We start from the raw sequence: 25,699 nt of genomic DNA, 5'->3' as shown, positions 1-25,699 counted from the left end.
CAAAACGTGGAAAGCGCGCAAGGATCGAGAGGATCAAGGTGCACGGTCCGTCCCGCCTTCGTTTGCATGGCGGTCCGCCTTGGCGTGGGCTTCGGCGTCCGCGTCGGCTTCAGCATCGGCGGCCTGCGCTTTCGCGCCGAGCGCACGCGCGACCGCTTCGCGGGTACGGGCAAATTCCTTCTCGAAGTCGAGTGTACGGCGCGCGGTTGACATCGCCATGATGACGTTCACGCCCTGCCCGCCGCCTGCTTCGCCATTCCGGTCCTTCAGCCAGAACCACAGACGCCGCTCGCGCACGTAGAACATCGAGAAGATGCCGAGCACGAGCAACAGGCTGCCAAGATACACGACTTTTTTGCCCGGTGCGCGCGTCAACTGAAATACCGAAGCTTGCACCTGCTTGAATGAATCGAGCTGTAGATAGACGGGCGATCCATACAGAAAGCTGTCAGACACCGCATTGATCGAGTCCTGAACGAAGCGCGCCGAGTCGGCGTCCGGCTTCAGGTCGGGCTCGCCGGCCTGCTCGCGCGCGAGCTGCCAGAGGTCCCACGACGCGCCTTCGAGCATGCGCAGCAACAGGCCTGCGGCCTTTTCCTGCTGCTCCTTCGGCACCGACTTGTTGATGAACGCGGCCACGGCCTGGAAGCCGCCCTGCTGCGCTTTCGGCGCGCCCTGAGTCGAATCGTCGGCGCCCGCGAACAGGGTCAGAACGCGCGACGCGCTGTCTTCGAGATGCTGCTGAAGCTCGTGGTTCGCTTCGGGAACCGAGCGCACGGCAAAGCGATGCGCCGCCTGCGCGCGCAGCGCCGGGTCCTCGTAAGCGGCGCGCAGCATCATCCATTCCTTCATGGTGCCGCCGCTGTCGGCGGGAATGCGCAGGTAACGGAACGGATCGTCGGGATTCTCGCGCATGCCGGCGAGGAACATGCGCTCGCCGTTCACGTCGACGGGCAGCATGTAGTTGTTGTACTCGCGCGCCTGGCCGTCCTTGTCGCGCACCTTGTACTGCACCGACGGCCCGACGTTATGCAGATCGAGCGGCTTCGAACTCTTCGCGCCCGAGCCCAGACGCTCGTCGAACGCTTCCTTGAGCGTCTGATGCGCGACGCCGCGCGCGTCGGTCTGACCGCTGCCGTTCGAGATGTTCTCGACGTTGATGGCGCGGAAATCGGCGAACTCGATGGTCTGGCCGTCCACGCCCGGCACGCTCTGGCCCGCGGGCAGCTTCAGCGGCGCCGAGTTGCCAATCGTGCCGCCGAACGGGAAGCTTTTCGCGCTCGCGCCGCTCATCGGCCAGGCGGTCATCTGCATCTGCGAGCCGCCGTCCTGGAAGCTCGACTGATAGATCGAGACGCCGTCGTACGTGAACGGCTCGTTCACCTCGATGCGCGCCGGAATGCGCTGGCCGGTCTTGTGATCGATCACGACGATGTCGCTCGCGAACAGCTTGGGCATGCCGGTCGAGTAGTAATCGACGATGAACTTGTTGAGCTGGATCGAGAACGGCAGGTCCTGAATGAGCGAGCCGTCGGGCTGATTCAGGATGGCCGTGGAGACGAACTGGCCTTCGGGCACCCACGCGTAGCCGCGGAAGGTCGGATTCGAGGTCGAGAGGCGGTGTTCGGGCGAGATGTCGTTGATCACGGCATTGCTGCGGATCGGCGACTTGTCGAACAGCCACATCTGGAATTTGATCGGCAGGTTGCTGTCGAGCAGGCCGCCGATGCAGATCACCACGATCGCGAGGTGAGCGAAGATATAGCCGATCTTCGTGAGCGCGCCGCGCTTGGCCGCGATCAGCGTGGCGCCTTCGGTCTCGCGCGTGACGAACTTGTAGCCGAGGCGATCCGCCAGCTTGCCGAGCGTCGCGGCGGTCTGCTCGCGCGTGGCGCCGTCGAGCGCGAACTCGCCCTTGTGATGGAAGGCGCGCAGGCTGCCTTCGCGCACCTTGTCCTTCCAGCTCTTCATGTCGGCGATCATCTTCGGGCCGTTGCGGATCACGCACAGCGAGATCGAGACCACGAGAAAGCCGAGGATGGTCATGAACCACCACGCGCTATAGACCGTGTAGAGGCTCAGCGAACGGAAGATGTCGGCCCAGAACGGACCGAACTGATTCACATAGTTGGGATAGGGATCGTCCTGCGTGAGCACCGTGCCGATGATGCTCGCGATGGCCAGCACGACCAGCAGCGAGATGGCAAAACGCATCGAACTGAGCAGTTCGACGGCGCTTCTCACCGCCTTCTGGCGGACATTCAACTGCAGACCCTGCGTGGTGACGCTCATTCAAACTCCGCTTCGAGTGCGCACGACGTGCGCGCTTACAGCAAAAAAGGGTGCGGGACCGCCGCATACGCGCGGCGCCCACACCCTTTTCTTGTTCTTCGACTCCGGCGAACCGGTCAATGCAGGCCGGCCGCGTAATCCGCCACCGCCTTGATCTCGTCGTCCGAAAGACGGTGCGAGATCGTATGCATCGGCTCGTTGTTGTTGCGCGTGCCCTGCTGGAAAGCCGTGAGCTGCGTAACGAGGTACTCCGACCACTGTCCCGACAAGCGCGGATACTGGATCGGAATGCCCTGCCCGGTCGGACCGTGGCAGGCGGCGCAGGCGGGCACGCCCTTGTCGGCGATACCGGCGCGCCAGATCTTCTGTCCCAGCGGCACGGTCTTCGCGTCGTGGGCGAAGCCGGGCTTGGGCGTTTGCGACGCGAACCAGGCGGCGACGTTGATCATATCCTGATCGGACAGCGCCGATGCGAAGCCCGCCATAATCGCATTATTTCGCGCGGGGGGCTTGCCGCCGGGCTGCGGCTTGAAATCCTTCAACTGCTTGACGAGATAGTCGGCGTGCTGGCCGGCGAGCTTCGGATAGGCGCCGCCCGCGCTGTTGCCGTCGGCCGCGTGACAGGCCGCGCACACCTGTGCCGCGATCGCCTGCCCCCGCGCGAGGTCGGGCTTCGCCGGGGTTGCCGGGTCCGCCGCCATCGCTATCATCGACACCCCTGCTGCAAGACCTGCCGTTACCGTAACAATCGCAAAATTGAGTACTTTCAGGGACTTGCACAGTCGATTCATTCGCGCACCTTGTTTCGTCTTGTGGGAATCAGGTTCTGCAATGTACGACGGCGACCGATCTCGCTCGAAAAGCCCGCGCCGGCCTCACGGGTCTTCAGTAAACCGTCGCATTGTACAATAGCGCGCAAGGCGCAACCGCGCCAGTCGGGCCTCTCCCCGATATCTCCATATCGTTCCCGGGCGTCTCCGGGCGAGGTAGGTCAGCCGCCTCGTTATTTCATAATGTGGTCCTACAGATGGCCTTCCTGCTGCATCAAGCCCGTTTCTTCACGACGGTGAATCATTTACGCGACCTGCCCGCCACGGCGCGGCCGGAAGTGGCGTTCGCCGGCCGCTCGAATGCGGGCAAATCGACTGCGATCAATCTGCTGTGCAACCAGAAGCGCCTCGCCTTCGCGTCGAAGACGCCCGGCCGCACGCAGCACATCAACTATTTCTCGGTGGGTCTCGCCGACGATCCGTCCGGCTATCTGGTCGACTTGCCCGGCTACGGTTACGCCGAAGTGCCGGAAGCGGCCAAGCAGCACTGGCAGCATCTGCTCTCGGTGTATCTGCAGACGCGCGCGCAACTGAGCGGCCTCGTGATGATGATGGACGCGCGCCGTCCGCTGACCGAACTGGACTGCCGCATGATCGAGTGGTTCGCGCCCACCGGTAAGCCGATCCACGCACTCCTGACAAAATGCGACAAATTGACGCGTCAGGAAAGCGTGCTCGCGCTGCGCACGACGAACAAGGCGTTCGACGAATACCGTCAGCAGGGCTATCAGGGCAAGCTGAGCGCGCAGCTCTTTTCGGCGCTCAAGCGTGTCGGGCTCGACGAGGCGCACGCGGTCATCGAAAGCTGGATCGTGCCCCAGGTCAGCCTCGGCGACACCACCCCCAAAGCCGGCGCGTAAGCGGGCCCCGGCTCCTCCGCAGTATCGGCGCAGGCCCCGCGCAGCAACGCCGCGGGGCGCGCCGCCGCCATCCGGCGGGTCCATCCCGATTTTTCTCTGCGTGAGTGTGCGGCAGCCCACATAAAGGCCGCCCGGCACACCGTGCGCGACGTCCAGAATATGCGTAATGCACGTTTTCGACTGTGCATAAAAAAACCCGCCGTAAGTGCCGGCGGGCTAAACAGCCTTATCGAAAAACGACAGGCACCCGCTCAGGGAGGAGAAGCGGGGAGTCTGGCGCAAGGCGCCTCGCTCGATCGGTATGATATACCATTGTCCTGAAAAGTTTCCTGCGCCCACGGCGCGGTTCCATTTCAAGCAATTGCAAATGAATTGCACGCGCGACCGCGGCTGGTTTTCAGCCTTGGCCCGCCGCCCCGATTCGAGATATCCGCCGACATGAGCTTCTATCCGCATCACCGTCCGCGCCGCATGCGCCGCGACGACTTCTCGCGCCGCCTGATGCGCGAAAACCTCCTCACCACCAACGATCTGATCTACCCGGTGTTCGTCATCGCGGGCGAGAACGTGCGCGAAGCCGTGCCGTCGATGCCCGGCGTCGAGCGCGTGTCGATCGACCTGCTGATGGGTGTGGCCGAACAATGCGTCGAGCTGGGCATTCCGGTGCTCTCCCTCTTCCCCGTTGTCGATCCGTCGCTCAAGACGCCCGACGGCATCGAAGCGACCAATCCCGACGGCGTGATTCCGCGCGCCGTGCGCGAACTCAAGAAGCGCTTCCCCGATCTGGGCGTGCTCTGCGACGTCGCGCTCGATCCGTACACGAGCCACGGCCAGGACGGCGTGCTCGACGAGAACGGCTACGTCATCAACGACCAGACCATCGAGATCCTCGTTGCGCAGGCGCGTACGCAGGCCGAAGCGGGCGTCGACATCGTCGCGCCTTCGGACATGATGGACGGCCGTATCGGCGCGATCCGCGAAATGCTCGAGAGCGAGAACCACGTCCACACGAAGATCATGGCCTACTCGGCCAAGTACGCGTCGGCGTTTTACGGTCCGTTCCGCGACGCCGTGGGTTCGGCATCGAATCTCGGCAAGAGCAACAAGATGACCTACCAGATGGACCCGTCGAACTCGGACGAAGCGATGCGCGAAGTGCGCCTCGACATCGAGGAAGGCGCGGACATGGTGATGGTCAAGCCGGGCATGCCGTACCTCGATATCGTGCGCCGCGTGAAGGACGAGTTCCGCTTCCCGACCTACGTCTACCAGGTGAGCGGCGAATACGCGATGCTCAAGGCTGCCGCGCAAAACGGCTGGCTCGATCACGACAAGGTGATGATGGAATCGCTGCTCGCGTTCAAGCGCGCGGGCGCCGACGGCATCCTGACGTACTTCGCGCTCGACGCCGCGCGACTGTTGCGCGCGCAGAAGTAAGCGACGAGCTCACCGCGTTCAGATGCGAAAAAGCCCCGGTTTCCGGGGCTTTTTTCATTTTTGCGGCTTGCGGCGATGCGTGTCGATACGCGCGGCTTACGACTGCGTGCCCGCCGCCGGGACCACGCGATCGAGCCGCGCGAGGAATTTGTCGGCGTTCTCGTAACCGACCACGCGCAGCACTTCGTTGCCCTGAGCATCGAAGAAGATGATGCCCGGCGGCCCGAACAAACCGAAGCGCTTGAGCAGCGCCTGATCGTCGGGACTGTTCGCGGTCACGTCGGCGCGCAGCAGGCCGAGCTGCGCGAGACGCGCCTGCACGCGCGCGTCGCTGAACGTGAACTTCTCCATCTCCTTGCAGCTCACGCACCAGTCCGCGTAGAAGTCGAGCATCGTGGGCTTGCCCGCCGACTTGAGCGCCGCGTCGAGTTGCGCCGACGAACGCACGGGCGCGAACGCGAGCGCATCCGCGCCATTCGTGGACGCGCCCGGCTGCGCACCCGCTACCGCCTCGCCGGCGCCTCCCGAGCGCGCGGCGAGCACCGCAAGCGGACGCAGCGGATCAACCGAGCCCGCCGCGAGACCGACGATCAGCGTCGCTGCCCAGATCGCGAATGCGGCGCCGAGACCGCGTCCGAGACGCCGCCACACATTGGTTGCGCCCGCATTCGGTGTGAACAGGCCCAGCGCGGCGGCGGCCAGTAGCAGCCAGAGCGCGGCGAGCAGCATTTGCGCGGTCGCGCCCAGCACCGGCCAGACGATCCACAGCGCGGCGGCCAGCAGCACGACGCCGAAGAACACCTTCACGCCGTCCATCCACGTGCCCGCGCGCGGCAGCAGCGTGCCCGCGCCGAGACCGAGAATCATCAGCGGCACGCCGAGGCCGATGCCCATCGCGAACAGCGCCGCGCCGCCGAGCACCGCGTTGCCCGTGTGCGCGATGAACGCGAGCACGGCGAACAGCGGCGCCGTCATGCACGCGCCCACCACGAGCGCGGAGAGCGCGCCCATCACGGCGACGGCGGCGAACTTGCCGCCCGAACGGCCCTGCGACGCGCGCGAGGCGCCGTCCTGCCAGCGCTGCGGCAGCGCGATGTCGTAGCCCGCGATCAGCATCACGGCGAACGCGGTGAGCAGCACGGCGAACACGCCGAGCACCCACGGATTCTGCAGCCACGCGCCCAGACTCTGGCCGACCAGCGCGGCCGCGATGCCGAGCACCGTGTAGACGAGCGCCATGCCGAGCACGTAGACGAACGAGAGCGCGAAGCCGCGCGAGCGCGTCACCTGCGCGCCCTCGCCGACGATGATCGCCGAGAGGATCGGGATCATCGGATACGAACAGGGCAGCAGGCTCAGGACCATGCCCGCGACGAAGTAAAGGCCGATCACCGCGAAGAAGCCGCCGCCTTGCAGCAGCGATTGCGCGTAGTCGGCGCTCGTGGCGCGTTCGTACCAGGGTTCTTCGGTGCTGCCGGTGGTGGCTGCTGCTGCTGCGGTGGTCGTAGTCGCGCTCGTAGCGTTCGTGGCGTTCGTCGACGCATTCGCCGCCTGCAGCGCCGCGCCACTCACGTGATAAACGTGCTGCGCGGGCGGATAGCAGATGCCCGCATCGGCGCACCCCTGCGACGTCACCGTGAGATCGAACGCGCCGCTCGCCTGCTTCACCGGCACGCGGATCGTCAGCTCCTTGCGGTAGGTCTCGACGTTCTTGTTGAACGTCGGATCGAACTTCACGTGACCGGGCGGAATCTGCGCATCGCCGATCGTCGCGCCGTTCTGCGCCTCGAACGCGAAACGCTCGCGGTACATGTAGTAGCCGTCGGCGATCTTGAAGTGCACGTCGACCATGCCCGGCTCTTCGCTCGCGCTGAACGTGAAGGCCTGGTCGGGCGGCAGGAAGTCGTCGTCGGCATGCGCGGGCGACGCGCCGAACAGCAGCGGCAGCACGCAGACCACAAGCGCGAAGAACGACAACAGCGAGGCCAACGGCGAAGCGTACGGCGCGGCGCGCAGGCGCCGATCGAAGCGGTTAGACATGGAGGGGACGCTGGGTTTCGGTATTGACCCACTGCCCGTAAGCGGTCGACGCCGTCGCCTGCCAGGCGAGGATCTCGGGCGTGTCGTAGGGATGCTGGGTCTGGATGAACTGTTCGAGCTCGGCCGCGCGGGCGAGGCTCGTCTTGAAAAGCAGCTGGATCTCGCTGCCGGACTCGATCTTGCCCTGCCAGTGATACTGCGAATGCACGGCGCCGAGCCGCGTCACGCAGGCCGCGAGCCGCACCGCGAGTGCCGCGGAAGCGAGCTTGTCGGCGGTGTCCTCGTCGGGCACCGTGGTCAGCATCAGGGTCACATTGAGGGTCACGGCGAACTCCGGCTGGGCGTCCCGCGCGCCGCCGCGTACGTACGCACGCGAAAGGCCGGGGACTTGAGGCAGGACGTTATCGTACCACCGCCATCGATTGGCTTCGTTCATGCACTCCGCGGCAGCGAAGCCAACAAGGCGGGGCCAACCAGGCAAACGCGGCGGCTCGCGCTTTATTCCACGCGCGCAACGGAAAAAGCCAGGCTTGGTGACAGGCCTGGCTTGCGCGCGCCTCGCTCAGCGCGGAATCGTGCGAGATCCGTTAGTTGCCGGAAAGTCTGAGCGACGGCCGCACAACCGCGCCCGAGCGCTGAAGTTTGGCAATCTCGCGCGTCTCGAGCACGCGCATGAACGCGGCCCAGTCCTGCGCCAGCGCGGCCTTGTCGACCTTGTCGGTCTCGCCGAGCTTGAAGCGCTCGCCCACCCGATACGGCAGTTCCCAGGGCGCGCGGTGCCAGGCGCGCTCGGCCAGCGCAAGCAGACGCGGATACACCATGTACTCGAACAGTTGGTCGTTGCGGATCACCTCGGCCCACGCCTGCCCCTGCATGCCCTCGATGTGCGGCGCCGTGCCCGCAGTCGTGATCTCGAACGGCTTGCCGTCGCGATCGGGCATGATCTCGGCGTTCTGCGGTAGATTGTCGGGCGCAAGCGAAAAGACCTTGAAGCTGTCCGTCGCGTGCGAGCCCCAGTAGTAGCCGCGCTCGTGCGGATCGATCGTGTACGGGAAATCGAAGTAGAGGTAATCCGGCAACGCGAGAACGCCCCGATAGCCCTTCTGGCTCCACGACTGAACCGTGTCCGCGCCGCCCCAGTAAAGCGTGTCCCAAAGCGTCACCATCACGCTTTTCGTCGCGAAATCCTGCGGGCCGTTGGCGTGCTTGACGCCGTCCTGCCAGGCCGCCATCGCGCTGATGCCGTTGGCGCTGACAAGCTGGCTGACATCGGTCGCGAACTTCGTGGGCAGTTCGTCGACCGAAGCGACCTTGCCTTGCTGAATCGACGCCGCGCACCAGGGCGAGCGCGCCCACGGCTTGTCCTGCGCCGCGAGATTGATGCGGCCCTTGCCGGCGTCGCTACCGTCGAGCGCCTGGAAGCCCGAGCCGAGCAGGATGTTCTTCGCCTCGTCGCCGCCGAAGTGCCAGAGCGAGAGCGGCGCGCCCGCGTCCCGGTGCATCGCCGCGATTTCGCCGATGACCTTGTTAGCGAAGCGGCGCGCGCTCTCGGAACACGGATTGAGCGCCGTGCGCCGGTCGTAGAACTGCACCGACGTCATGTTCGTGGTGTCCTGCGGATCGAGCAGCCGGTATTCGTTCGCGCCCGGCTCGTCACCCTGCGCGTGCAGCTTGCGGTAACGCGCCTCCATCGCCACCACGGCGGCCCGTTCGTGGGCGGGCATGTCGATTTCGGGAATGATTTCGATGAAGCGATCCGCGGCGTAGCGCACGAGCGCCACGTAGTCGGCGCGGCTCAGGTAGCCGCCGCCCGATTCGTTGTTCGGACCCGAGGCCAGTTGCGGCAGCAGACAGCGGTTCTCGTCGGGATCATGGCAGCGCTGGCCGCCGATGTCGGTCAGCTCGGGCAAACCGGGAATCTGGATGCGCCAGCCTTCGTCGTCGGACAGATGCAGATGGAGGCGATTGAGCTTGTAGGCGCTCATCTGGTCCATCAGGCGCTCGAGCGTGGCCGGATGGCGGAAGTTGCGCGCGAGATCGACCATCATGCCGCGATGCGTGTAGCGCGGCGCGTCTTCGATCGTCAGCGCGGGCACGCGGCCGCCGCCTGCGGGCGTCAGCGCAAAGAGCGTCTGCACGCCGTAGTACACGCCGGCGGCGTCGTAGCCGTCGATGGTCACGCCGCCGCGCGCGATCGTCAGGCGATAGCCGCCCGACACGGCCACATCGCTGGGCAGCGCAGTGGGCGCGATGCGGCCCGTCACCGCGACCGGCGTACCCGTCAGCCCGAGCGCCGATGCCCGCGCCTGAAGTGCCGCCAGTTGCCCAGCCTGAAGATCGGGCGCCGCGAGCGCCACGCCGCCGACGCTCAGATCGCCGTCGCCCGCCTGCTCGCGCAGGACGGCCGGAACCGCGCGCGCCGCGACCTGCTGCGCAGACGGCGCGGCGGCCTCAGCGCGGGCGCGCAGGATCTGCGCAGGCGTCTGCTCGAAATCGGCCGCGCTGTCCGCGTTGGGCGGCAGACCTTCGACGTACTGCGTTTCATCGTCGGTATTGTTCGCCTTGAGGACGACTGCCGGCGCGCCCTCGACCACCACGTAGGCGCGCGGCAGCAAATCGCTATAGCGCCGATACCAGTATTCGCCCACGAACGGCACTTCGAGACGCTGCCCCGGCGCCAGCGTAAACGCCCCTTGGGCCGGCGACAGCGCATACAGATCGCCCGTGATGTGACGCCACGCGATCGCCGCATTGTCGATCGCCAGCACGCGCCGGATGCTGTGCAGATAGAGCGTCCAACCGCCCGCGCTCACGGGCTCCGAGCCGCGATTTTCGAGGATCAGGCGACCGCGCGCGCAACTCGCCCAGTCCGCGCCGAGATTCGCGCAGGACACGCCCGCCTGGCTCGCATCGTTCGTATCGATCGCGACGCTCAGCTTCAGGCTGTCGCCGAGCTTTGCGGCCTGGGCGCCGGGCGACTTTGAACTGTCGAGAGAACTGCCGCAAGCGCCGAGCGCCAGCACGGCAAGCATCGCGCAACACGCCATGACGAATCGAAGCGCCGAACGCGCCGCGATATTGCCTACTTCACGCGCACTATTACTATGGAATCCTAAAATATTTTGGGACCAGTGATCCATGTCTCCTCCATCGCCGGCGACGCCCGCTTCTGTCCCTGACTATACGGTGACGATCCCGCGCCGAGGTCGCAGTACGTCAAGCTCCGCTGTCTTTAAGCAAGCAGATCGAGGATCGGTTTCCAGCCTGGAGGCGCCCAAAACAAAAAAGCCAGGCTAGGCCTGGCTTTTTCGCACATCGCTCAATACGGGATTGAGCGACTGAAAGCTTATTCCGCTTCCTGGATGTTCTCTTCCGTGACTTCCGGACGGTCGAGCAGTTCGACCAGTGCCATCGGTGCGTTGTCGCCAACACGGAAACCGAACTTCAGGATACGCAGGTAGCCGCCCGGACGGTTCGCGAAACGCGGACCGAGCACGTCGAACAGCTTCGTGACCGAGTCACGATCGCGCAGGCGGTTGAACGCCAGACGACGGTTTGCCAGCGACGGCTTCTTGCCCAGCGTGATGAGGGGCTCGACAACCTTACGGAGTTCCTTCGCCTTCGGCAGCGTCGTCTTGATGACTTCGTGCTCGATGAGCGAGTTGGACATGTTACGGAGCATTGCCAGACGGTGGCTGCTCGTGCGGTTCAGTTTCCGCAGACCATGACGGTGACGCATTTCAATTTCCTTGAAACAAAGTTTTGGTCCAGCTCTTCTATCGCCTCGAGACTACCAAGGCACGGGCCGGTACGTGAAAAAGGCAAGACGCGGATTTTAAAGGAAAATCCGCGTCCGTGCCACACTTCTTACTTGTCGAGACCAGCCGGCGGCCAGTTTTCGAGCTTCATGCCGAGCGTGAGACCGCGGGAAGCAAGCACTTCCTTGATCTCGTTGAGCGACTTGCGACCCAGATTCGGGGTCTTGAGCAGCTCGTTCTCGGTACGCTGGATCAGGTCGCCGATGTAGTAGATGTTCTCGGCCTTCAGGCAGTTCGCCGAGCGAACCGTGAGTTCGAGATCGTCCACCGGACGCAGCAGGATCGGATCGATCTGCGGTGCGCGCGACGGGGCTTCCGCCGCCGTTTCCGTGCCTTCCAGTGCAGCGAACACCGACAGCTGATCCACGAGGATGCGGGCCGACTGGCGGATCGCTTCCTCAGGCGAGATCACGCCGTTGGTTTCGATGTTCATCACGAGCTTGTCGAGGTCGGTACGCTGTTCGACACGCGCGCTTTCCACTGCGTAGCTCACGCGGCGAACCGGCGAGAACGAAGCGTCCAGCACGATACGGCCGATGATCTTGGCCGACTCGTCGCCGTAACGGCGCACGTTGCCCGGCACGTAGCCGCGGCCCTTCTCGATCTTGATCTGGACGTCGAGCTTGCCGCCCTTCGTCAGATGCGCAACGACGTGTTCCGGGTTGATGACTTCGCAGTCGTGCGAGAGTTCGATGTCGCCAGCGGTGACAACGCCTTCGCCTTCCTTGCGCAGCGTAACCGTCACTTCGTCACGGTTATGCAGCTTGAAGACCACACCCTTCAGGTTCAACAGCAGGTTGACCACATCCTCTTGCACACCATCGAGCGTCGAGTATTCGTGCACGACGCCTGCGATCGTCACTTCGGTCGGCGCGTAGCCCACCATCGACGACAGCAGCACGCGCCGAAGCGCGTTACCCAAGGTATGGCCATAACCGCGTTCGAACGGCTCCATGACCACTTTCGCGTGGTTGTCGCCGAGCGATTCCACAGCGATGATCTTGGGTTTCAACAAACTGGTTTGCATAGGTTTTCCTTTTCAATACCCTCGGCTCGTTACACCGATAAGGCTGAGATGGCCACAACCTGAAAAAAACAGCCGAGGCTTCCTCCTGCGCGAAGCACAGAGGTTACCCCGGCCGTCAATTCGATTAACGCGAATACAATTCGACGATCAGGCTTTCGTTGATGTCGCCAGCGATGTCGCTGCGCTCCGGCACGCCCTTGAACGTACCTTCGAACTTCTTCGCGTCGACTGCGACCCAGCCTGCGATGCCGCCTTGCTCTGCCAGCGAGAGGGCTTCAGCGATACGCGCCTGCTTCTTCGCCTTTTCGCGAATAGCGACGACGTCGCCTGCCTTCACTTGCATCGACGGGACGTTAGCAACGACGCCGTTCAGCGTGAGAGCCTTGTGGCTCACGAGCTGACGCGCTTCAGCGCGGGTCGATGCGAAGCCCATGCGGTACACGACGTTGTCGAGACGCGATTCGAGCAGTTGCAGCAGGTTTTCGCCGGTGTTGCCCTTGCGACGGTCAGCTTCCGCGAAGTAGCGGCGGAACTGACGCTCGAGCACGCCGTAGATACGCTTCACTTTTTGCTTCTCGCGCAGCTGCGTGCCGTAGTCGGACGTGCGCGCACCCGAGGTGCGGCCGTGTTGACCCGGCTTGCTGTCGAGCTTGCACTTGTCAGCGAGCGAGCGGCGTGCGCTCTTCAGGAAGAGGTCGGTGCCTTCACGGCGGGACAGCTTGGCCTTCGGGCCGATATAACGTGCCACGTTGCTTTCCTTCGATAATTGATCACGCGAAGCCTGAAACGGGGAGACCCCGCGACTCGCGCTAGTCCGGCCCTTTGGACCGAACGGTGGGCTTAGTCAATTCAATAGCGCCGAGAGCCTGGGACGCCGTTACCGGCGGCTCAGGCAGTCGGCAAGCGCGACGCCTTAGATACGACGGCGCTTCGGCGGACGGCAGCCGTTGTGCGGGACCGGCGTCACGTCGGAGATCGCGGTGATCTTGATGCCAAGACCATGCAGCGCGCGCACCGCCGATTCGCGACCCGGGCCGGGGCCCTTGATACGCACTTCGAGGTTCTTGACGCCGTATTCCATTGCAACACGGCCAGCCGATTCAGCTGCGACCTGAGCTGCGAAGGGCGTCGACTTACGCGAACCCTTGAAGCCCTGACCGCCCGACGTTGCCCAGGCGAGTGCATTGCCTTGACGGTCGGTGATCGTGATGATCGTGTTGTTGAACGACGCGTGAACGTGAACCACGCCCTCGGCGACGTTCTTCTTAACCTTCTTGCGAACGCGTTGCGCCGCGGAGTTGTTCGAAGCCTTAGCCATTACGTTTTCCTGTAACTGTCAGAACCGCTTACTTCTTCAGCGACTGTGCTGCGCGGCGCGGACCCTTGCGCGTACGTGCGTTGGTACGCGTACGCTGGCCACGCAGGGGCAGGCCCTTGCGATGGCGCACGCCGCGGTAGCAGCCGAGATCCATCAGGCGCTTGATGTTCATCGTCGTTTCACGGCGGAGATCGCCTTCGACGACAAACTTGCCCACTTCATCACGCAGCTTTTCGAGATCCGCGTCGGTCAGGTCCTTGACCTTCTTGTCAAACGAGACACCAGCAGCGACGCAGATGTTGCGCGAACGCGTGCGGCCGATACCGAAGATCGCCGTAAGGCCGATTTCCGTGTGCTGGTGGTTCGGGATGTTAACCCCTGCGATACGAGCCATTGTTTTTCCTCAAACAAAAAGCGCAAGCAAAAAGCGCGCTGATCAGCCTTGACGCTGCTTGTGGCGCGGGTCCGTGCTGCAAATCACGCGAACGACGCCGTTGCGCTTGATGATTTTGCAGTTACGGCACATGCGCTTTACCGATGCCATCACTTTCATGATATTACCCTTTTTCTAAATCACTTCGCCCGGAACACGATCCGCGCACGCGACAGATCGTAAGGCGTCAACTCAACCGTCACCTTGTCGCCCGGAAGGATGCGGATATAGTGCATCCGCATCTTCCCGGAAATATGCCCAAGGACCACATGGCCGTTTTCCAGTTTCACCCGGAAAGTAGCGTTAGGGAGGTTTTCTATGACCTCACCTTGCATCTGGATCACATCGTCTTTGGCCATATGTCCTTCAGCGCATCGGGACTCCGCCACCCTTGAAGTTCGCCTTCTTGAGCAGCGATTCGTATTGTTGCGACATGACGTACGACTGCACCTGCGCCATGAAGTCCATTGTGACGACGACAATGATCAGCAGCGACGTGCCACCAAAATAAAACGGCACATTCCAGCGCAGCACCAGAAACTCCGGCAGCAGGCAGACGAACACGATATAGATCGCACCGGCCAGCGTCAGACGCGTGAGGATGCGGTCGATATAGCGAGCCGTCTGATCGCCCGGGCGGATGCCAGGTACGAACGCGCCACTCTTCTTCAGGTTGTCGGCCGTTTCCCTGCTGTTGAACACCAGTGCGGTGTAGAAGAAGCAGAAGAAGACGATCGCCAACGCATACAGCAACACGTACACGGGTTGGCCGGGCTTGAGAGCTTCAGCCAGGTTGTGCAGCGTGTCTGCGAACCAGTTGGATCGCGAACCCGAGCTGAACCAATTCAGAATCGTTGCCGGGAACAGGATGATCGACGATGCGAAGATCGGCGGAATCACGCCCGACATGTTCAGCTTGAGCGGCAGGTGGGACGACTGCCCGCCGTAAATCTTGTTACCGACCTGACGCTTCGCATAGTTCACGAGGATCTTGCGCTGGCCGCGTTCGATGAACACCACCAGGTACGTCACAGCCGCGATCAGCGCCACGATGATGATCGCCGAGACGGGGCCCATCGAGCCGGTGCGAACCAGTTCGAACAGACCGCCAATCGCATTCGGGAAGCCCGCTGCGATCCCGCCGAAGATGATGATCGAAATGCCGTTGCCGAGACCGCGTTCCGTGATCTGCTCACCAAGCCACATCAGGAACATCGTGCCCGTCACGAGCGTTACGACCGTCGTCAGGCGAAACACCATGCCCGGATCGATCACGAGGCCAGGCTGGTTTTCCAGCGCGACCGCGATGCCAAACGCCTGAAACGTCGCCAGCACCACCGTGAAGATCCGCGTGTACTGCGTGATCTTGCGTTGTCCGGCCTGCCCTTCCTTCTTCAGCGCTTCCAGCTGGGGCGAGACGATCGCCATCAGCTGCAGGATGATCGACGCCGAAATATACGGCATCACACCCAACGCGAAGATCGTGAAGCGAGACAGCGCGCCACCCGAGAACATGTTGAACATGCCCAGGATGCCGCCCGACTGGCTTTGAAAGAGCTTCGCCAGCTGGTCTGGGTCGATACCCGGAACCGGAATGTGCGCACCGATACGATAAACGACCAGCGCCAGCAGCAAGAACATTGCACGCCGACGCAGGTCGCCGAACTTCGGAGCGCTGCGACCGGTTTTTGCGAGACTCGGGCTAGTAGCCAAGTAGCTTCTCCGATGCAGATGTTAGTGACGGCGGGCGAACCCGCGCGCACCACTCACAATCACTCGGCAAAAGAACCGCCTGCTGCTTCAATCGCAGCACGCGCATTCTTCGTCGCACCCAGGCCCTTCACGACGACCTTACGCTTGATCTCGCCGGTGGCGATGATCTTCGCGCTCTTGGTCAGTTCGCCAACCAGGCCTGCCTGCTTGAGAGCCAACAGATCGATTTCGTCGACCGGCAGCTTCTCGATGTCGGCGAGGCGCACTTCACCGACGAATTCCTTCGTCAGCGAGGTGAAGCCACGCTTCGGCAGACGACGCTGCAGCGGCATTTGACCGCCTTCGAAGCCAACCTTGTGGAAGCCGCCCGAACGCGATTTCTGACCCTTGTGACCACGGCCAGCGGTCTTGCCGAGGCCGGAGCCGATGCCGCGACCGACGCGACGCTTTGCATGCTTCGCGCCTTCTGCCGGCTTCAGGTTATTCAATTCCATTTTCAACTCCTGGAGTCTTGGTCGACCGCTTAGCCGATGACCTTAACGAGGTACGAGACCTTGTTGATCATGCCGCGCACAGCCGGCGTATCCTGCAGCTCGGAGACCGAGTTCAGGCGACGCAGGCCGAGACCGCGCACGGTGGCACGGTGCGTTTCGCGGGTCCCAATCAGGCTCTTGACGAGCTGAACCTTGACAGTTTTTTCAGACATAGTGCCCACCCTTAGCCCAGAATGTCTTCGACGGACTTGCCGCGCTTCGCCGCGATGTCAGCCGGGGTCGACTGCTTGCGCAGACCGTCCAGCGTTGCACGAACGAGGTTGTACGGGTTCGTCGAACCGTGGCTCTTGGCCACGACGTTCTGCACGCCCATCACGTCGAACACTGCGCGCATCGGGCCGCCGGCGATCACGCCCGTACCAGCCTTCGCCGGAGCGAGGAGGACGACCGATGCGCCATGCTTGCCGTGCACTTCGTGTTGCAGGGTGCCGTTCTTCAGGGGCACCTTGAACATGTTGCGACGAGCTTGTTCCATCGCCTTCTGGACAGCGACGGGCACTTCTTTCGACTTGCCCTTGCCCATACCGACGCGGCCATCACCATCGCCAACCACGGTCAGTGCGGCGAAGCCGAGAATACGGCCACCCTTCACGACCTTGGTCACGCGATTGACCGAAATCATTTTTTCACGAAGGCCGTCGTCGCGTTCGTCAGCCTGAACTTTCGCTTGCATCTTTGCCATGACGAATTCCTTCCTTAGAACTTGAGCCCGGCTTCACGCGCTGCATCAGCCAGCGCCTTGACGCGGCCGTGGTAGCGGAAACCCGAGCGGTCAAAGGCGACGGATTCGATGCCGGCGGCCTTAGCCTTTTCTGCGATACGCTTGCCGATCAGCGAGGCAGCGGCGACATTGCCACCCTTGCCCGACTGGTCAGCCAGTTGCGCACGCACTTCGGCTTCAAGCGTCGATGCGCTGGCCAGCACCTTGGTGCCGCAGGGCGAGAACACTTGCGCGTAAATGTGCGTGTTCGTGCGATGCACGGCCAGGCGCGCGACTTGCAGCTCAGCGATCTTGAGACGCGTCTGACGAGCGCGGCGCAGGCGAGATTGAGTCTTATCCATGATTGCGCACCCTTACTTCTTCTTCGTTTCTTTGAGGATCACAACCTCGTCGGCGTAACGCACACCCTTGCCCTTGTAGGGCTCAGGCGGGCGATAACCGCGCACTTCGGCTGCGGTTTGGCCGACTTTCTGCTTGTCGATCCCCTTGATCACGATTTCCGTTTGCGACGGGGTTTCGGCCTTCACGCCTTCCGGCATCTGGTGCACCACGGGGTGCGAGAAACCCAGCGACAGGTTCAGCTTGTCGCCTTGTGCTTGAGCACGGTAACCGACGCCAACCAGCGTCAGCTTGCGCTCGAAACCCTTCGTCACGCCCTGCACCATGTTCGCGACGATCGCGCGCATCGTGCCCGACATTGCGTTTGCTTCGCGGCTGTCGTCGGCCGGCTCGAACTTGAGCGTGCCGTTGTCGTTCACCACCTTCACGAGGCGGTTCGCAGCTTGCGAAATCGTGCCCAGCGCGCCCTTGACGGTAATCTTCTCGTCGCTGAGCGTCGCTTCTGCGCCTTGCAGCGCGACCGGGCTCTTACCTACTCGAGACATGTTTCTTCTCCTTAGGCCTTAAGCGACGTAGCAGATAACTTCGCCGCCGACGCCAGTAGCGCGCGCCTTGCGGTCCGTCATCACACCCTTGGGCGTCGACACGATCGCAACGCCGAGGCCATTCATGACCTGCGGGATGTCGTTGCGGCCGCGGTACACGCGCAGACCCGGCTTCGAGACGCGTTCGATGCGCTCGATAACGGGACGGCCAGCGTAGTACTTCAACGCGATGTTCAATTCCGACTTCGCACCTTCGGTTTTCACCGCGAAGTCGTCGATATAACCTTCGTCCTTCAGAACCTGCGCAATCGCAATCTTCACTTTCGACGAGGGCATAGCAACCGAAACTTTCTCGACCATCTGCGCATTGCGGATGCGAGTCAGCATATCGGCGATAGGATCACTCATGCTCATTTATGTTTCTCCTATTACCAGCTCGCCTTGGTGATGCCAGGGATCTCACCACGGAACGCGATTTCACGAATCTTGTTACGTGCGAGACCGAATTTGCGGAACGTGCCACGCGGACGACCCGTGATCGCGCAGCGGTTACGCTTGCGGGTCGGGTTCGAGTTGCGGGGCAGTTGTTGCAGTTCGAGGCGAGCTGCGTAACGCTCTTCTTCCGACTTGCTTTGGTCGTCGATGATCGCCTTCAGCTCTGCGCGCTTCGGCGCAAATTTCGCTGCCAGACGAGCGCGCTTCTTTTCACGTTCGATCAGTGCCAGTTTAGCCACGGTAACCTCAGTTTCTGAACGGGAACTTGAAGCTGGCGAGCAGTGCCTTTGCTTCTTCGTCGGTCTTCGCGGTCGTCGTGATGCTGATGTTCAGCCCACGCAGCGCGTCGATCTTGTCGTAGTCAATTTCGGGGAAAATGATCTGCTCTTTCACACCGATGTTGTAGTTACCACGGCCATCGAACGCCTTGCCCGACACGCCACGGAAGTCGCGCACGCGGGGGAGCGCAACCGTCACGAAACGGTCCAGGAATTCGTACATTGCCTGGCCACGCAGCGTGACCATCGTGCCGATCGGGTAGCCTTCACGAATCTTGAAACCGGCGATTGCCTTGCGCGACTTCGTCACGACAGGCTTCTGACCGGCGATCTTCGTGAGGTCGCCCACGGCGTGCTCAAGTACTTTCTTGTCAGCAACGGCTTCACCGACACCCATGTTCAGGGTGATCTTGGTGAGGCGCGGCACTTCCATGATCGACTTGTAACCGAACTTCTCGATCAGGCCGGGAACGACCTTCTCTTTATAAAATTCTTGCAAACGTGCCATTTTTTACTCCGCAGCGTCAGGCGCTCAGAACAGCACCGGTCGTCTTAAGGAAACGAACCTTCTTGTCCCCTTCGACCTTGATGCCCACGCGCGACGGCTTGCCGTTCGCGTCGACCAATGCGACGTTCGAGATAGCCAGCGGCATTGCCTTGGCTTCAACGCCACCCGTCGTACCCTTCATGGGGTTCGGCTTAACATGCTTCTTCGCGATGTTGATGCCTTCGACGGTCACGCGGTCTTCGCCAATTCCTACCACGACGCCGCGCTTGCCCTTGTCTTTGCCAGTGACGACAATAACTTCGTCACCCTTGCGAATCTTGTTCATCGCGACTCCTTACAGCACTTCCGGCGCCAGCGAAACGATCTTCATGAATCGTTCGCTACGCAGCTCACGCGTAACCGGCCCGAAAATACGGGTGCCGATCGGCTCAAGCTTGGTGTTCAAAAGCACGGCGGCGTTGCCATCGAACTTGATCAGCGAGCCGTCTTGACGGCGCACGCCCTTCGCGGTGCGAACCACAACAGCGTTGTAGATTTCGCCCTTTTTCACGCGCCCGCGCGGCGTTGCTTCCTTGACGGTCACCTTGATGATGTCGCCAATGCTGGCATAACGACGCTTCGAGCCGCCGAGCACCTTGATGCACATGACTTCACGCGCACCCGTGTTGTCGGCTACTTCAAGCCGAGTTTCGGTCTGGATCATGGTTTATCTATCCCAACTTAATCCGGTCGCGCCACCATGGCACATCCGGTCAGTCTTGGTCCCGTCAGCCGCGCCGCCACTAGAACGACCGCTCAGCTGCTTGGGTATGAACAGCAGCGACGGCAAACGAAACCGGCCATCGCATTCCGGTGAATCTTGCTAACCCGGACTGGCGCCCGGATTTTGCTTCCCCTTTCATGTTTACCCGCTGCTTTGCCAACAGCGAACCCATAAAGAGGGAAGACCAAGACTATAACTCGATAATCTTGGTCTAGCAAGCGAAATCTTCTGCGATTTCAACTACTTCTGCATCCCGGGGGAGAACCCCGGGATGTTTCATCATCTGAAACGGACGTTTTAGATGACGCGTGCTGCTTCTACCAGCTTCGACACGGTCCAGGCCTTCGTCTTCGACAGCGGACGGGTCTCCTGGATTTCAACGAGGTCACCCTCGTTGTACGTGTTCGACTCGTCGTGAGCGTGGTACTTCTTCGACTGCACGACGTACTTGCCGTAGATCGGGTGCTTGACGCGGCGCTCGACCAGGACGGTGACCGTCTTGTCCATCTTGTTGCTGACGACTTTGCCGACCAGCGTCCGCTTAAGCGAGGTTTTCACGCTTTCGTTCATTTCTGGTTCGCCTTCTGAGTCAGGACGGTCCGCACACGTGCGATGTCGCGACGAACCTTCTTCAGCTGGCTCGTGTTCGTGAGCTGCTGGGTCGCGAGTTGCATGCGCAGGCCGAATTGCGCCTTCAAGAGGTCCGACAGCTCTTGATCGAGCGCGGCCTTGTCTTTCTGAAGAAGTTCAGATGCCTTCATCATTAACTCCTTAGGCGCCGAGCTGGCGAACCATGAAGACCGTCTTCAGCGGCAGCTTCGCTGCAGCCAGACGGAACGCTTCACGGGCCAGTTCTTCGGACACACCATCCATTTCGTACAGCATCTTGCCCGGTTGAATCTCTGCGACGTAGTACTCAGGGTTACCCTTACCGTTACCCATACGCACTTCCGCCGGCTTTTGCGAGATCGGCTTGTCCGGGAAGATACGGATCCAGATGCGGCCGCCACGCTTGATGTGACGCGTCATTGCACGACGCGCCGCTTCAATCTGACGCGCGGTCAGGCGACCACGACCGATAGCCTTCAGACCGTATTCACCGAACGAAACTGCGTTGCCGCGAGTTGCGACGCCGGTGTTACGACCCTTCTGCTCTTTGCGATACTTCCTGCGTTTCGGTTGCAGCATCGTTATTCTCCACTCTTGCCGTCACCGCCGGCAGCGCCACGGCGCGGTGCGCCACGGCGTGCGCCCGGTGCACCTTCGCCATCACGGCGCGGACGACGATCGCCCGGACGCGCGTTGCGGCGCGGACGCTTTTCTTCGGCGACTTCTTCCACCACCGGTGCGTCGTTGCGGCCGAGCGTGTCGCCCTTGTAGACCCAAACCTTCACGCCGATGATGCCGTACGTCGTCTTCGCTTCCGAGGTTGCGTAGTCGATGTCAGCACGCAGCGTGTGAAGCGGCACTCGACCTTCGCGGTACCACTCGGTACGTGCGATTTCGATACCGTTCAGACGGCCGGCGCTCATGATCTTGATGCCTTGGGCACCCAGACGCATCGCGTTCTGCATCGCGCGCTTCATTGCGCGACGGAACATGATGCGGCGTTCGAGCTGCTGCGTGATCGAGTCGGCGATCAGCTGCGCGTCGGTTTCCGGCTTGCGGATTTCTTCGATGTTCACGTGAACCGGAACGCCCATGCGCTTCTGGAGTTCGGCCTTGAGGAGTTCGATGTCCTCGCCCTTCTTGCCGATCACCACACCCGGGCGCGAGCTGTAAATCGTGATGCGAGCGTTCTTTGCCGGACGCTCGATCACAACACGGCCCACCGAAGCGTTCTTCAGCTTCTTCTTCAGGTATTCACGAACACCGATGTCCTCCTTCAACATCGCCGCGAAATTGTTGTTGTTCGCGTACCAACGCGAAGCCCAATTGCGGCTGACGGCCAAACGGAAGCCAGTCGGATGAATTTTCTGTCCCATCGTATGGCTCCTTAATTCCCGACCGTCACAGTGATGTGACAGGATTGCTTCTCGATGCGGTTGCCGCGGCCCTTGGCGCGCGCGGTGAAACGCTTCAGCGAAGCCGCCTTGTCGACGTAGATGCTCTTGATCTTGAGCTCGTCGATGTCTGCGCCTTCGTTGTGTTCCGCGTTTGCGATCGCCGAGAGCACAACCTTTTTCACGATGCCAGCCGCTTTCTTCGGCGAGAACGTCAGAACGTTCAGTGCCTTGTCGACCGGCAGACCGCGGATCTGGTCAGCCACAAGGCGCGTTTTCTGCGCCGAGATGCGGGCACCGCGATGAATTGCCTTCACTTCCATCTTGATTGCCCCTTATTTCTTGGCCTTCTTGTCGGCCGCGTGACCCTTGAACGTACGGGTCAGTGCGAACTCGCCAAGCTTGTGGCCGACCATGTTTTCCGTGACATACACGGGAACGTGTTGACGGCCGTTATGAACGGCGATCGTCAGGCCGATAAAGTCCGGCAGGATCGTCGAGCGACGCGACCAGGTCTTGATCGGTTTTTTGTCACGCGATGCTGCAGCTGCCTCAACCTTCTTCAGCAAATGGGCGTCGCAGAACGGACCTTTCTTAATAGAACGTGCCATTGCCTACTCCTTAGCGCTTGTGACGGCGCTGGACGATCATGCTCGTCGTGCGCTTGTTGCTACGGGTGCGGTAGCCCTTAGCCGGCGTGCCCCACGGGCTAACCGGATCGCGACCTGCAGCAGTCTTGCCTTCACCACCACCGTGCGGGTGATCAACCGGGTTCATTGCAACGCCGCGGACCGTCGGGCGGATGCCGCGCCAGCGGTTCGCACCAGCCTTACCGATTTGACGGAGGCTGTGTTCTTCGTTGCCAACTTCACCGATCGTCGCGCGGCACTCGACGTGGACGCGGCGGATTTCGCCCGAACGCAGACGAACCTGCGCGTAGACGCCTTCGCGTGCCAGCAGCATTGCCGACGTACCAGCCGAACGCGCGATCTGCGCGCCCTTGCCCGGCAGCATTTCGATGCAGTGGATCGTCGTACCGACCGGGATGTTACGGATCGGCAGAGCGTTACCCGACTTGATCGGCGCTTCCGAACCCGACATCAGCGGCTGGCCAACCACCGCGCCCTTCGGGGCGATGATGTAGCGACGCTCACCGTCTGCGTACAGAACCAGCGCGATGTTCGCGCTACGGTTCGGGTCGTATTCCAGGCGTTCGATCTTTGCCGGAATGCCGTCCTTCGTACGACGGAAGTCGATCACACGGTAGTGCTGCTTGTGACCACCACCCTTGTGACGGGTCGTGATGCGACCATTGTTGTTACGGCCAGCCGTCGTGGATTGCGTGTCGAGCAGCGCGGCGAACGGCTTACCCTTATGCAGATCCTTGTTGACGATCTTGACCATCGCGCGGCGACCCGGCGAAGTCGGCTTAACTTTCACGATTGCCATGATTACTTGGCCTCCGCTTCAAAGTTGATTTCCTGGCCGGGCTTCAGGCAGACGTACGCCTTCTTCACGTCCTTGCGCTTGCCGTTGAAGCGGCCAAAGCGCTTGGCTTTACCCTTCTGGACCAGCACGTTGACGGAGTCGACTTCCACCTTGAACATCAGCTCGACAGCAGCCTTGACTTCCTGCTTCGTCGCATCCGGGGCGACTTCGAAGACGACTTGTTCGTTCTTCTCCGCCACCAGCGTCGCCTTTTCGGAGATCACCGGCGCGAGCAGGACCTGCATCAAACGATGATCGTTCTTGCGAATCTCGCTCATGACAGCAACTCCTCGATCTGGGCGACCGCTGCCTTCGTGATCAGGATCTTCTTGAAGTAGATCAGCGAGAGGGGGTCGGCAAAACGCGGCTCAACGACTGCCACGTGGGGCAGGTTGCGCGACGCGAGAAACAGGTTCTCGTCGACCGTGTCGGTGATGACCAGCACGGATTCGAGACCCATGGCCTTGAACTTTTCGGCCAGCAGCTTCGTCTTCGGCGCTTCGAGCGACAGCTCTTCGACGACCGAGATGCGGCCTTCACGGGCCAGCTGCGAGAAGATCGAGCAGAGGCCTGCGCGATGCATCTTCTTGTTGACCTTGTGAGCGAAGTTTTCTTCCGGCGAATTCGGGAAGATGCGACCACCGCCACGCCACAGCGGGCTCGACGACATACCGGCACGAGCGCGGCCCGTACCCTTCTGACGCCACGGCTTCTTGGTGGTGTGCTTGACCTGCTCACGGTCCTTCTGCGCGCGGTTACCGCTGCGCGCGTTCGCCTGATAGGCGACAACGATCTGATGGATCAGCGCTTCGTTGTAGTCACGGCCGAACACGACGTCCGACGCGTTAACTGCTGCGCCTTCCTGACCATTAGCGTTCAGGAGCTTCAGTTCCATTATTGCGCTCCTTTCTTGACGCGTGCCTTGACAGCCGGCGTCACGAAAACCTTGCCGCCCTTTGCACCCGGCACGGCACCCTTGACCAACAGCAGGCTGCGCTCTGCGTCGATACGGGCGATTTCGAGGTTTTGCACCGTCACGGTTTCGTCACCCATGTGACCGGTCATGCGCTTACCCGGGAAAACACGACCCGGATCCTGCGCCATACCGATCGAGCCCGGCACATTGTGCGAGCGCGAGTTACCGTGCGAAGCACGACCCGAAGCAAAGTTGTAACGCTTGATGGTACCGGCGTAGCCCTTACCGATCGAGGTGCCTTGCACATCGACCTTCTGGCCTTCCGAGAAGAGGTCCACACCGATCACGGCGCCATTCGACAGCTCGGCAGCCTTGGCGGCGTCGATCTGGAATTCCTTGAGGATTTCACCGGCTTGAACACCGGCTTTGGCGAGATGACCTGCGATCGGCTTCGTCACGCGCGAAGCGCGGCGCGTACCGAACGCAACCTGCACGGCCGTGTAGCCGTCGGTTTCAACAGTCTTGATCTGCGTCACGCGGTTGTCGGACACGTCCAGCACGGTCACGGGAATCGAATCCCCTTCGGCCGTGAAGATACGGGTCATGCCAACCTTGCGACCTACGAGTCCAAGGCTCATCGTTTTCTCCATTCCCGACTGCGATTGGTCGGGGCTAATTTACAAAGTACCGGCGTGTTTCCGAGGTAAAGGCTCGCAAGGCACACCGATTTTTTTGCGCAAATGCGCGAAAAGACGTCAAGTATAACGCCCTCCCACGATTTCCGCAAGCAATCAAAGACTTAGCGCGATCAGGTCATCCTGGCCGCGCTCGAGACTCTTACTGCAGCTTGATTTCGACGTCCACGCCAGCCGGGAGGTCCAGCTTCATCAGCGCGTCAACGGTCTTGTCCGTCGGGTCGACGATGTCCATCAGGCGCAGGTGGGTGCGGATTTCGAGCTGGTCGCGCGACGTCTTGTTGACGTGCGGCGAGCGCAGGATGTCGAAACGCTGGATACGCGTCGGCAGCGGCACCGGACCGCGGACGATTGCGCCCGTGCGCTTCGCCGTATCGACGATTTCAGCAGCCGACTGGTCGATCAGGCGGTAGTCGAAAGCTTTCAGGCGGATACGGATTTTTTGGTTCTGCATGACGATTCCTTAAAAAGAGCGAGGCGGACTTGCGCCGCCAGACAATATAAAGAGCGCAGGACCACCCTGCGGCAAGACGCCGCCGGATGGTCCCAGGGTACATCAACTTCTACAGCAAGCCGAGTATTCTACTCGATTTACTCGATGATCTTCGCAACCACGCCGGCGCCGA

General features: G+C 61.9%; 36 protein-coding genes. 2 read left to right on the top strand and 34 right to left on the bottom strand.

Going from position 1 to position 25,699, the window contains the following annotated elements; genetic code table 11:
• Positions 1-33: 33 nt before the first annotated feature.
• Positions 34-2,292 carry a cytochrome c biogenesis protein ResB gene (locus LDO54_RS37995; protein ID WP_224018159.1) on the bottom strand — a complete coding sequence of 753 codons (2,259 nt, stop codon included), beginning with the start codon at positions 2,290-2,292 and terminating at the stop codon, positions 34-36.
• A gap of 116 nt (positions 2,293-2,408) precedes the next feature.
• Positions 2,409-3,083, bottom strand: a complete 675-nt coding sequence (locus LDO54_RS37990; protein ID WP_224018157.1) for a c-type cytochrome — start codon at positions 3,081-3,083, stop codon at positions 2,409-2,411.
• Positions 3,084-3,319: 236 nt separating this feature from the next.
• Here LDO54_RS37990 and yihA point away from each other — a divergent pair, with 236 nt between their 5' ends.
• Both yihA and hemB read left to right on the top strand, forming a co-directional pair.
• Entirely contained in the window at positions 3,320-3,982 is a 663-nt protein-coding gene (yihA, locus tag LDO54_RS37985) for a ribosome biogenesis GTP-binding protein YihA/YsxC (RefSeq protein WP_224018155.1), read from the top strand.
• Positions 3,983-4,420: 438 nt separating this feature from the next.
• Positions 4,421-5,419 (top strand): porphobilinogen synthase, encoded by a 999-nt coding sequence (gene hemB / locus LDO54_RS37980; protein WP_224018153.1) that lies wholly within the window; start codon positions 4,421-4,423, stop codon positions 5,417-5,419.
• A gap of 96 nt (positions 5,420-5,515) precedes the next feature.
• Here hemB and dsbD read toward each other — a convergent pair whose 3' ends face one another.
• From dsbD to rpsJ, 32 genes are all read right to left on the bottom strand, one after another.
• The gene (dsbD, locus tag LDO54_RS37975; protein WP_224018151.1) at positions 5,516-7,459 is read right to left on the bottom strand and encodes a protein-disulfide reductase DsbD; all 1,944 of its coding nucleotides are present in this window, start codon (positions 7,457-7,459) and stop codon (positions 5,516-5,518) included.
• Positions 7,452-7,784 carry a divalent-cation tolerance protein CutA gene (gene cutA / locus LDO54_RS37970; RefSeq protein ID WP_224018176.1) on the bottom strand — a complete coding sequence of 111 codons (333 nt, stop codon included), beginning with the start codon at positions 7,782-7,784 and terminating at the stop codon, positions 7,452-7,454. Before cutA ends, dsbD begins: the two co-directional genes overlap by 8 nt.
• A gap of 262 nt (positions 7,785-8,046) precedes the next feature.
• Positions 8,047-10,491 carry a family 20 glycosylhydrolase gene (locus LDO54_RS37965; RefSeq protein WP_224018149.1) on the bottom strand — a complete coding sequence of 815 codons (2,445 nt, stop codon included), beginning with the start codon at positions 10,489-10,491 and terminating at the stop codon, positions 8,047-8,049.
• A gap of 314 nt (positions 10,492-10,805) precedes the next feature.
• Positions 10,806-11,198 carry a 50S ribosomal protein L17 gene (gene rplQ, locus LDO54_RS37960; RefSeq protein WP_027819334.1) on the bottom strand — a complete coding sequence of 131 codons (393 nt, stop codon included), beginning with the start codon at positions 11,196-11,198 and terminating at the stop codon, positions 10,806-10,808.
• 128 nt (positions 11,199-11,326) lie between these two features.
• The gene (locus tag LDO54_RS37955; RefSeq protein ID WP_027819335.1) at positions 11,327-12,304 is read right to left on the bottom strand and encodes a DNA-directed RNA polymerase subunit alpha; all 978 of its coding nucleotides are present in this window, start codon (positions 12,302-12,304) and stop codon (positions 11,327-11,329) included.
• A 124-nt stretch (positions 12,305-12,428) separates the two neighbouring features.
• Positions 12,429-13,052 carry a 30S ribosomal protein S4 gene (gene rpsD, locus LDO54_RS37950; RefSeq protein WP_224018146.1) on the bottom strand — a complete coding sequence of 208 codons (624 nt, stop codon included), beginning with the start codon at positions 13,050-13,052 and terminating at the stop codon, positions 12,429-12,431.
• A 165-nt stretch (positions 13,053-13,217) separates the two neighbouring features.
• Positions 13,218-13,622, bottom strand: a complete 405-nt coding sequence (rpsK, locus tag LDO54_RS37945) for a 30S ribosomal protein S11 (protein ID WP_006052224.1) — start codon at positions 13,620-13,622, stop codon at positions 13,218-13,220.
• Between the two features lie 28 nt (positions 13,623-13,650).
• The gene (gene rpsM / locus LDO54_RS37940; RefSeq protein ID WP_205993805.1) at positions 13,651-14,016 is read right to left on the bottom strand and encodes a 30S ribosomal protein S13; all 366 of its coding nucleotides are present in this window, start codon (positions 14,014-14,016) and stop codon (positions 13,651-13,653) included.
• A gap of 42 nt (positions 14,017-14,058) precedes the next feature.
• Positions 14,059-14,175: a 50S ribosomal protein L36 gene (gene rpmJ / locus LDO54_RS37935; RefSeq protein WP_027797300.1), complete on the bottom strand. Its 117-nt coding sequence runs from the start codon at positions 14,173-14,175 to the stop codon at positions 14,059-14,061.
• Between the two features lie 20 nt (positions 14,176-14,195).
• Positions 14,196-14,414, bottom strand: coding sequence for a translation initiation factor IF-1 (gene infA / locus LDO54_RS37930; RefSeq protein ID WP_004521905.1), 219 nt, complete (start codon positions 14,412-14,414; stop codon positions 14,196-14,198).
• A gap of 7 nt (positions 14,415-14,421) precedes the next feature.
• Positions 14,422-15,768, bottom strand: a complete 1,347-nt coding sequence (gene secY, locus LDO54_RS37925) for a preprotein translocase subunit SecY (RefSeq protein ID WP_224018144.1) — start codon at positions 15,766-15,768, stop codon at positions 14,422-14,424.
• A 59-nt stretch (positions 15,769-15,827) separates the two neighbouring features.
• A complete protein-coding gene (gene rplO, locus LDO54_RS37920; RefSeq protein ID WP_027797298.1) occupies positions 15,828-16,262 on the bottom strand; it encodes a 50S ribosomal protein L15 in 435 nt (144 codons plus the stop codon).
• Positions 16,263-16,291: 29 nt separating this feature from the next.
• Entirely contained in the window at positions 16,292-16,474 is a 183-nt protein-coding gene (gene rpmD, locus LDO54_RS37915; protein WP_010106952.1) for a 50S ribosomal protein L30, read from the bottom strand.
• An 11-nt stretch (positions 16,475-16,485) separates the two neighbouring features.
• Positions 16,486-17,004: a 30S ribosomal protein S5 gene (rpsE, locus tag LDO54_RS37910; RefSeq protein ID WP_028206522.1), complete on the bottom strand. Its 519-nt coding sequence runs from the start codon at positions 17,002-17,004 to the stop codon at positions 16,486-16,488.
• A 14-nt stretch (positions 17,005-17,018) separates the two neighbouring features.
• Positions 17,019-17,384 (bottom strand): 50S ribosomal protein L18, encoded by a 366-nt coding sequence (gene rplR, locus LDO54_RS37905; RefSeq protein ID WP_027819343.1) that lies wholly within the window; start codon positions 17,382-17,384, stop codon positions 17,019-17,021.
• A gap of 12 nt (positions 17,385-17,396) precedes the next feature.
• Positions 17,397-17,927 (bottom strand): 50S ribosomal protein L6, encoded by a 531-nt coding sequence (gene rplF / locus LDO54_RS37900; RefSeq protein ID WP_065062784.1) that lies wholly within the window; start codon positions 17,925-17,927, stop codon positions 17,397-17,399.
• A gap of 18 nt (positions 17,928-17,945) precedes the next feature.
• Positions 17,946-18,341 (bottom strand): 30S ribosomal protein S8, encoded by a 396-nt coding sequence (gene rpsH / locus LDO54_RS37895; protein ID WP_027819345.1) that lies wholly within the window; start codon positions 18,339-18,341, stop codon positions 17,946-17,948.
• A gap of 14 nt (positions 18,342-18,355) precedes the next feature.
• Positions 18,356-18,661, bottom strand: a complete 306-nt coding sequence (rpsN, locus tag LDO54_RS37890) for a 30S ribosomal protein S14 (RefSeq protein ID WP_027819346.1) — start codon at positions 18,659-18,661, stop codon at positions 18,356-18,358.
• Positions 18,662-18,668: 7 nt separating this feature from the next.
• Positions 18,669-19,208, bottom strand: coding sequence for a 50S ribosomal protein L5 (rplE, locus tag LDO54_RS37885; RefSeq protein WP_065062786.1), 540 nt, complete (start codon positions 19,206-19,208; stop codon positions 18,669-18,671).
• A gap of 16 nt (positions 19,209-19,224) precedes the next feature.
• Entirely contained in the window at positions 19,225-19,533 is a 309-nt protein-coding gene (gene rplX, locus LDO54_RS37880) for a 50S ribosomal protein L24 (protein ID WP_224018142.1), read from the bottom strand.
• 9 nt (positions 19,534-19,542) lie between these two features.
• A complete protein-coding gene (gene rplN / locus LDO54_RS37875; protein ID WP_006998478.1) occupies positions 19,543-19,911 on the bottom strand; it encodes a 50S ribosomal protein L14 in 369 nt (122 codons plus the stop codon).
• 357 nt (positions 19,912-20,268) lie between these two features.
• A complete protein-coding gene (rpsQ, locus tag LDO54_RS37870; protein ID WP_065062790.1) occupies positions 20,269-20,541 on the bottom strand; it encodes a 30S ribosomal protein S17 in 273 nt (90 codons plus the stop codon).
• Positions 20,538-20,732, bottom strand: a complete 195-nt coding sequence (gene rpmC / locus LDO54_RS37865) for a 50S ribosomal protein L29 (RefSeq protein WP_027819350.1) — start codon at positions 20,730-20,732, stop codon at positions 20,538-20,540. Before rpmC ends, rpsQ begins: the two co-directional genes overlap by 4 nt.
• A 10-nt stretch (positions 20,733-20,742) precedes the next feature.
• Positions 20,743-21,159: a 50S ribosomal protein L16 gene (gene rplP / locus LDO54_RS37860; protein WP_027797288.1), complete on the bottom strand. Its 417-nt coding sequence runs from the start codon at positions 21,157-21,159 to the stop codon at positions 20,743-20,745.
• Positions 21,160-21,161: 2 nt separating this feature from the next.
• Positions 21,162-21,956 carry a 30S ribosomal protein S3 gene (gene rpsC, locus LDO54_RS37855; RefSeq protein ID WP_028213348.1) on the bottom strand — a complete coding sequence of 265 codons (795 nt, stop codon included), beginning with the start codon at positions 21,954-21,956 and terminating at the stop codon, positions 21,162-21,164.
• Between the two features lie 11 nt (positions 21,957-21,967).
• Positions 21,968-22,297, bottom strand: a complete 330-nt coding sequence (gene rplV, locus LDO54_RS37850; protein WP_004199272.1) for a 50S ribosomal protein L22 — start codon at positions 22,295-22,297, stop codon at positions 21,968-21,970.
• Positions 22,298-22,309: 12 nt separating this feature from the next.
• Positions 22,310-22,585 carry a 30S ribosomal protein S19 gene (gene rpsS, locus LDO54_RS37845; protein WP_006998484.1) on the bottom strand — a complete coding sequence of 92 codons (276 nt, stop codon included), beginning with the start codon at positions 22,583-22,585 and terminating at the stop codon, positions 22,310-22,312.
• A gap of 10 nt (positions 22,586-22,595) precedes the next feature.
• Positions 22,596-23,423 carry a 50S ribosomal protein L2 gene (gene rplB, locus LDO54_RS37840; protein ID WP_224018140.1) on the bottom strand — a complete coding sequence of 276 codons (828 nt, stop codon included), beginning with the start codon at positions 23,421-23,423 and terminating at the stop codon, positions 22,596-22,598.
• A 2-nt stretch (positions 23,424-23,425) separates the two neighbouring features.
• Positions 23,426-23,740 carry a 50S ribosomal protein L23 gene (gene rplW, locus LDO54_RS37835; RefSeq protein WP_065062794.1) on the bottom strand — a complete coding sequence of 105 codons (315 nt, stop codon included), beginning with the start codon at positions 23,738-23,740 and terminating at the stop codon, positions 23,426-23,428.
• Positions 23,737-24,357, bottom strand: a complete 621-nt coding sequence (rplD, locus tag LDO54_RS37830; protein ID WP_065062797.1) for a 50S ribosomal protein L4 — start codon at positions 24,355-24,357, stop codon at positions 23,737-23,739. The genes rplW and rplD overlap by 4 nt, the downstream gene beginning before the upstream one ends.
• Entirely contained in the window at positions 24,357-25,016 is a 660-nt protein-coding gene (gene rplC / locus LDO54_RS37825) for a 50S ribosomal protein L3 (RefSeq protein WP_065062826.1), read from the bottom strand. The genes rplD and rplC overlap by 1 nt, the downstream gene beginning before the upstream one ends.
• A gap of 199 nt (positions 25,017-25,215) precedes the next feature.
• Positions 25,216-25,527, bottom strand: a complete 312-nt coding sequence (gene rpsJ, locus LDO54_RS37820) for a 30S ribosomal protein S10 (protein WP_017777154.1) — start codon at positions 25,525-25,527, stop codon at positions 25,216-25,218.
• Positions 25,528-25,699: the final 172 nt, after the last annotated feature.

It is taken from the genome of Paraburkholderia tropica, assembly GCF_914484835.1.
Lineage (GTDB): Bacteria > Pseudomonadota > Gammaproteobacteria > Burkholderiales > Burkholderiaceae > Paraburkholderia > Paraburkholderia tropica_A.
The sequence above is the reverse complement of the archived record's forward strand: the minus strand, read 5'-3'. Positions and strand labels throughout refer to the sequence as shown.

Coding starts and splice junctions, on each gene's coding strand:
- rplF (WP_065062784.1), bottom strand. CDS start 17,927: ATGTCTCGAGTAGGTAAGAGCCCGGTCGCGCTGCAAGGCGCAGAAGCG.
- rpsE (WP_028206522.1), bottom strand. CDS start 17,004: ATGGCAAAGATGCAAGCGAAAGTTCAGGCTGACGAACGCGACGACGGC.
- rplW (WP_065062794.1), bottom strand. CDS start 23,740: ATGAGCGAGATTCGCAAGAACGATCATCGTTTGATGCAGGTCCTGCTC.
- dsbD (WP_224018151.1), bottom strand. CDS start 7,459: ATGTCTAACCGCTTCGATCGGCGCCTGCGCGCCGCGCCGTACGCTTCG.
- rplQ (WP_027819334.1), bottom strand. CDS start 11,198: ATGCGTCACCGTCATGGTCTGCGGAAACTGAACCGCACGAGCAGCCAC.
- LDO54_RS37990 (WP_224018157.1), bottom strand. CDS start 3,083: ATGAATCGACTGTGCAAGTCCCTGAAAGTACTCAATTTTGCGATTGTT.
- rpsM (WP_205993805.1), bottom strand. CDS start 14,016: ATGGCTCGTATCGCAGGGGTTAACATCCCGAACCACCAGCACACGGAA.
- hemB (WP_224018153.1), top strand. CDS start 4,421: ATGAGCTTCTATCCGCATCACCGTCCGCGCCGCATGCGCCGCGACGAC.
- rplC (WP_065062826.1), bottom strand. CDS start 25,016: ATGAGCCTTGGACTCGTAGGTCGCAAGGTTGGCATGACCCGTATCTTC.
- rplR (WP_027819343.1), bottom strand. CDS start 17,384: ATGGATAAGACTCAATCTCGCCTGCGCCGCGCTCGTCAGACGCGTCTC.
- yihA (WP_224018155.1), top strand. CDS start 3,320: ATGGCCTTCCTGCTGCATCAAGCCCGTTTCTTCACGACGGTGAATCAT.
- LDO54_RS37955 (WP_027819335.1), bottom strand. CDS start 12,304: ATGCAAACCAGTTTGTTGAAACCCAAGATCATCGCTGTGGAATCGCTC.
- rpsK (WP_006052224.1), bottom strand. CDS start 13,622: ATGGCTAAGGCTTCGAACAACTCCGCGGCGCAACGCGTTCGCAAGAAG.
- infA (WP_004521905.1), bottom strand. CDS start 14,414: ATGGCCAAAGACGATGTGATCCAGATGCAAGGTGAGGTCATAGAAAAC.
- rpsC (WP_028213348.1), bottom strand. CDS start 21,956: ATGGGACAGAAAATTCATCCGACTGGCTTCCGTTTGGCCGTCAGCCGC.
- rplE (WP_065062786.1), bottom strand. CDS start 19,208: ATGGCACGTTTGCAAGAATTTTATAAAGAGAAGGTCGTTCCCGGCCTG.
- rpsJ (WP_017777154.1), bottom strand. CDS start 25,527: ATGCAGAACCAAAAAATCCGTATCCGCCTGAAAGCTTTCGACTACCGC.
- rplO (WP_027797298.1), bottom strand. CDS start 16,262: ATGGAATTGAATAACCTGAAGCCGGCAGAAGGCGCGAAGCATGCAAAG.
- rplX (WP_224018142.1), bottom strand. CDS start 19,533: ATGAACAAGATTCGCAAGGGTGACGAAGTTATTGTCGTCACTGGCAAA.
- LDO54_RS37995 (WP_224018159.1), bottom strand. CDS start 2,292: ATGAGCGTCACCACGCAGGGTCTGCAGTTGAATGTCCGCCAGAAGGCG.
- rpsQ (WP_065062790.1), bottom strand. CDS start 20,541: ATGAACGAAAGCGTGAAAACCTCGCTTAAGCGGACGCTGGTCGGCAAA.
- rplB (WP_224018140.1), bottom strand. CDS start 23,423: ATGGCAATCGTGAAAGTTAAGCCGACTTCGCCGGGTCGCCGCGCGATG.
- rpsS (WP_006998484.1), bottom strand. CDS start 22,585: ATGGCACGTTCTATTAAGAAAGGTCCGTTCTGCGACGCCCATTTGCTG.
- rplV (WP_004199272.1), bottom strand. CDS start 22,297: ATGGAAGTGAAGGCAATTCATCGCGGTGCCCGCATCTCGGCGCAGAAA.
- rplD (WP_065062797.1), bottom strand. CDS start 24,357: ATGGAACTGAAGCTCCTGAACGCTAATGGTCAGGAAGGCGCAGCAGTT.
- rpmC (WP_027819350.1), bottom strand. CDS start 20,732: ATGAAGGCATCTGAACTTCTTCAGAAAGACAAGGCCGCGCTCGATCAA.
- rplN (WP_006998478.1), bottom strand. CDS start 19,911: ATGATCCAGACCGAAACTCGGCTTGAAGTAGCCGACAACACGGGTGCG.
- rpmJ (WP_027797300.1), bottom strand. CDS start 14,175: ATGAAAGTGATGGCATCGGTAAAGCGCATGTGCCGTAACTGCAAAATC.
- rpmD (WP_010106952.1), bottom strand. CDS start 16,474: ATGTCTGAAAAAACTGTCAAGGTTCAGCTCGTCAAGAGCCTGATTGGG.
- LDO54_RS37965 (WP_224018149.1), bottom strand. CDS start 10,491: ATGCTTGCCGTGCTGGCGCTCGGCGCTTGCGGCAGTTCTCTCGACAGT.
- rpsH (WP_027819345.1), bottom strand. CDS start 18,341: ATGAGCATGAGTGATCCTATCGCCGATATGCTGACTCGCATCCGCAAT.
- rplP (WP_027797288.1), bottom strand. CDS start 21,159: ATGCTGCAACCGAAACGCAGGAAGTATCGCAAAGAGCAGAAGGGTCGT.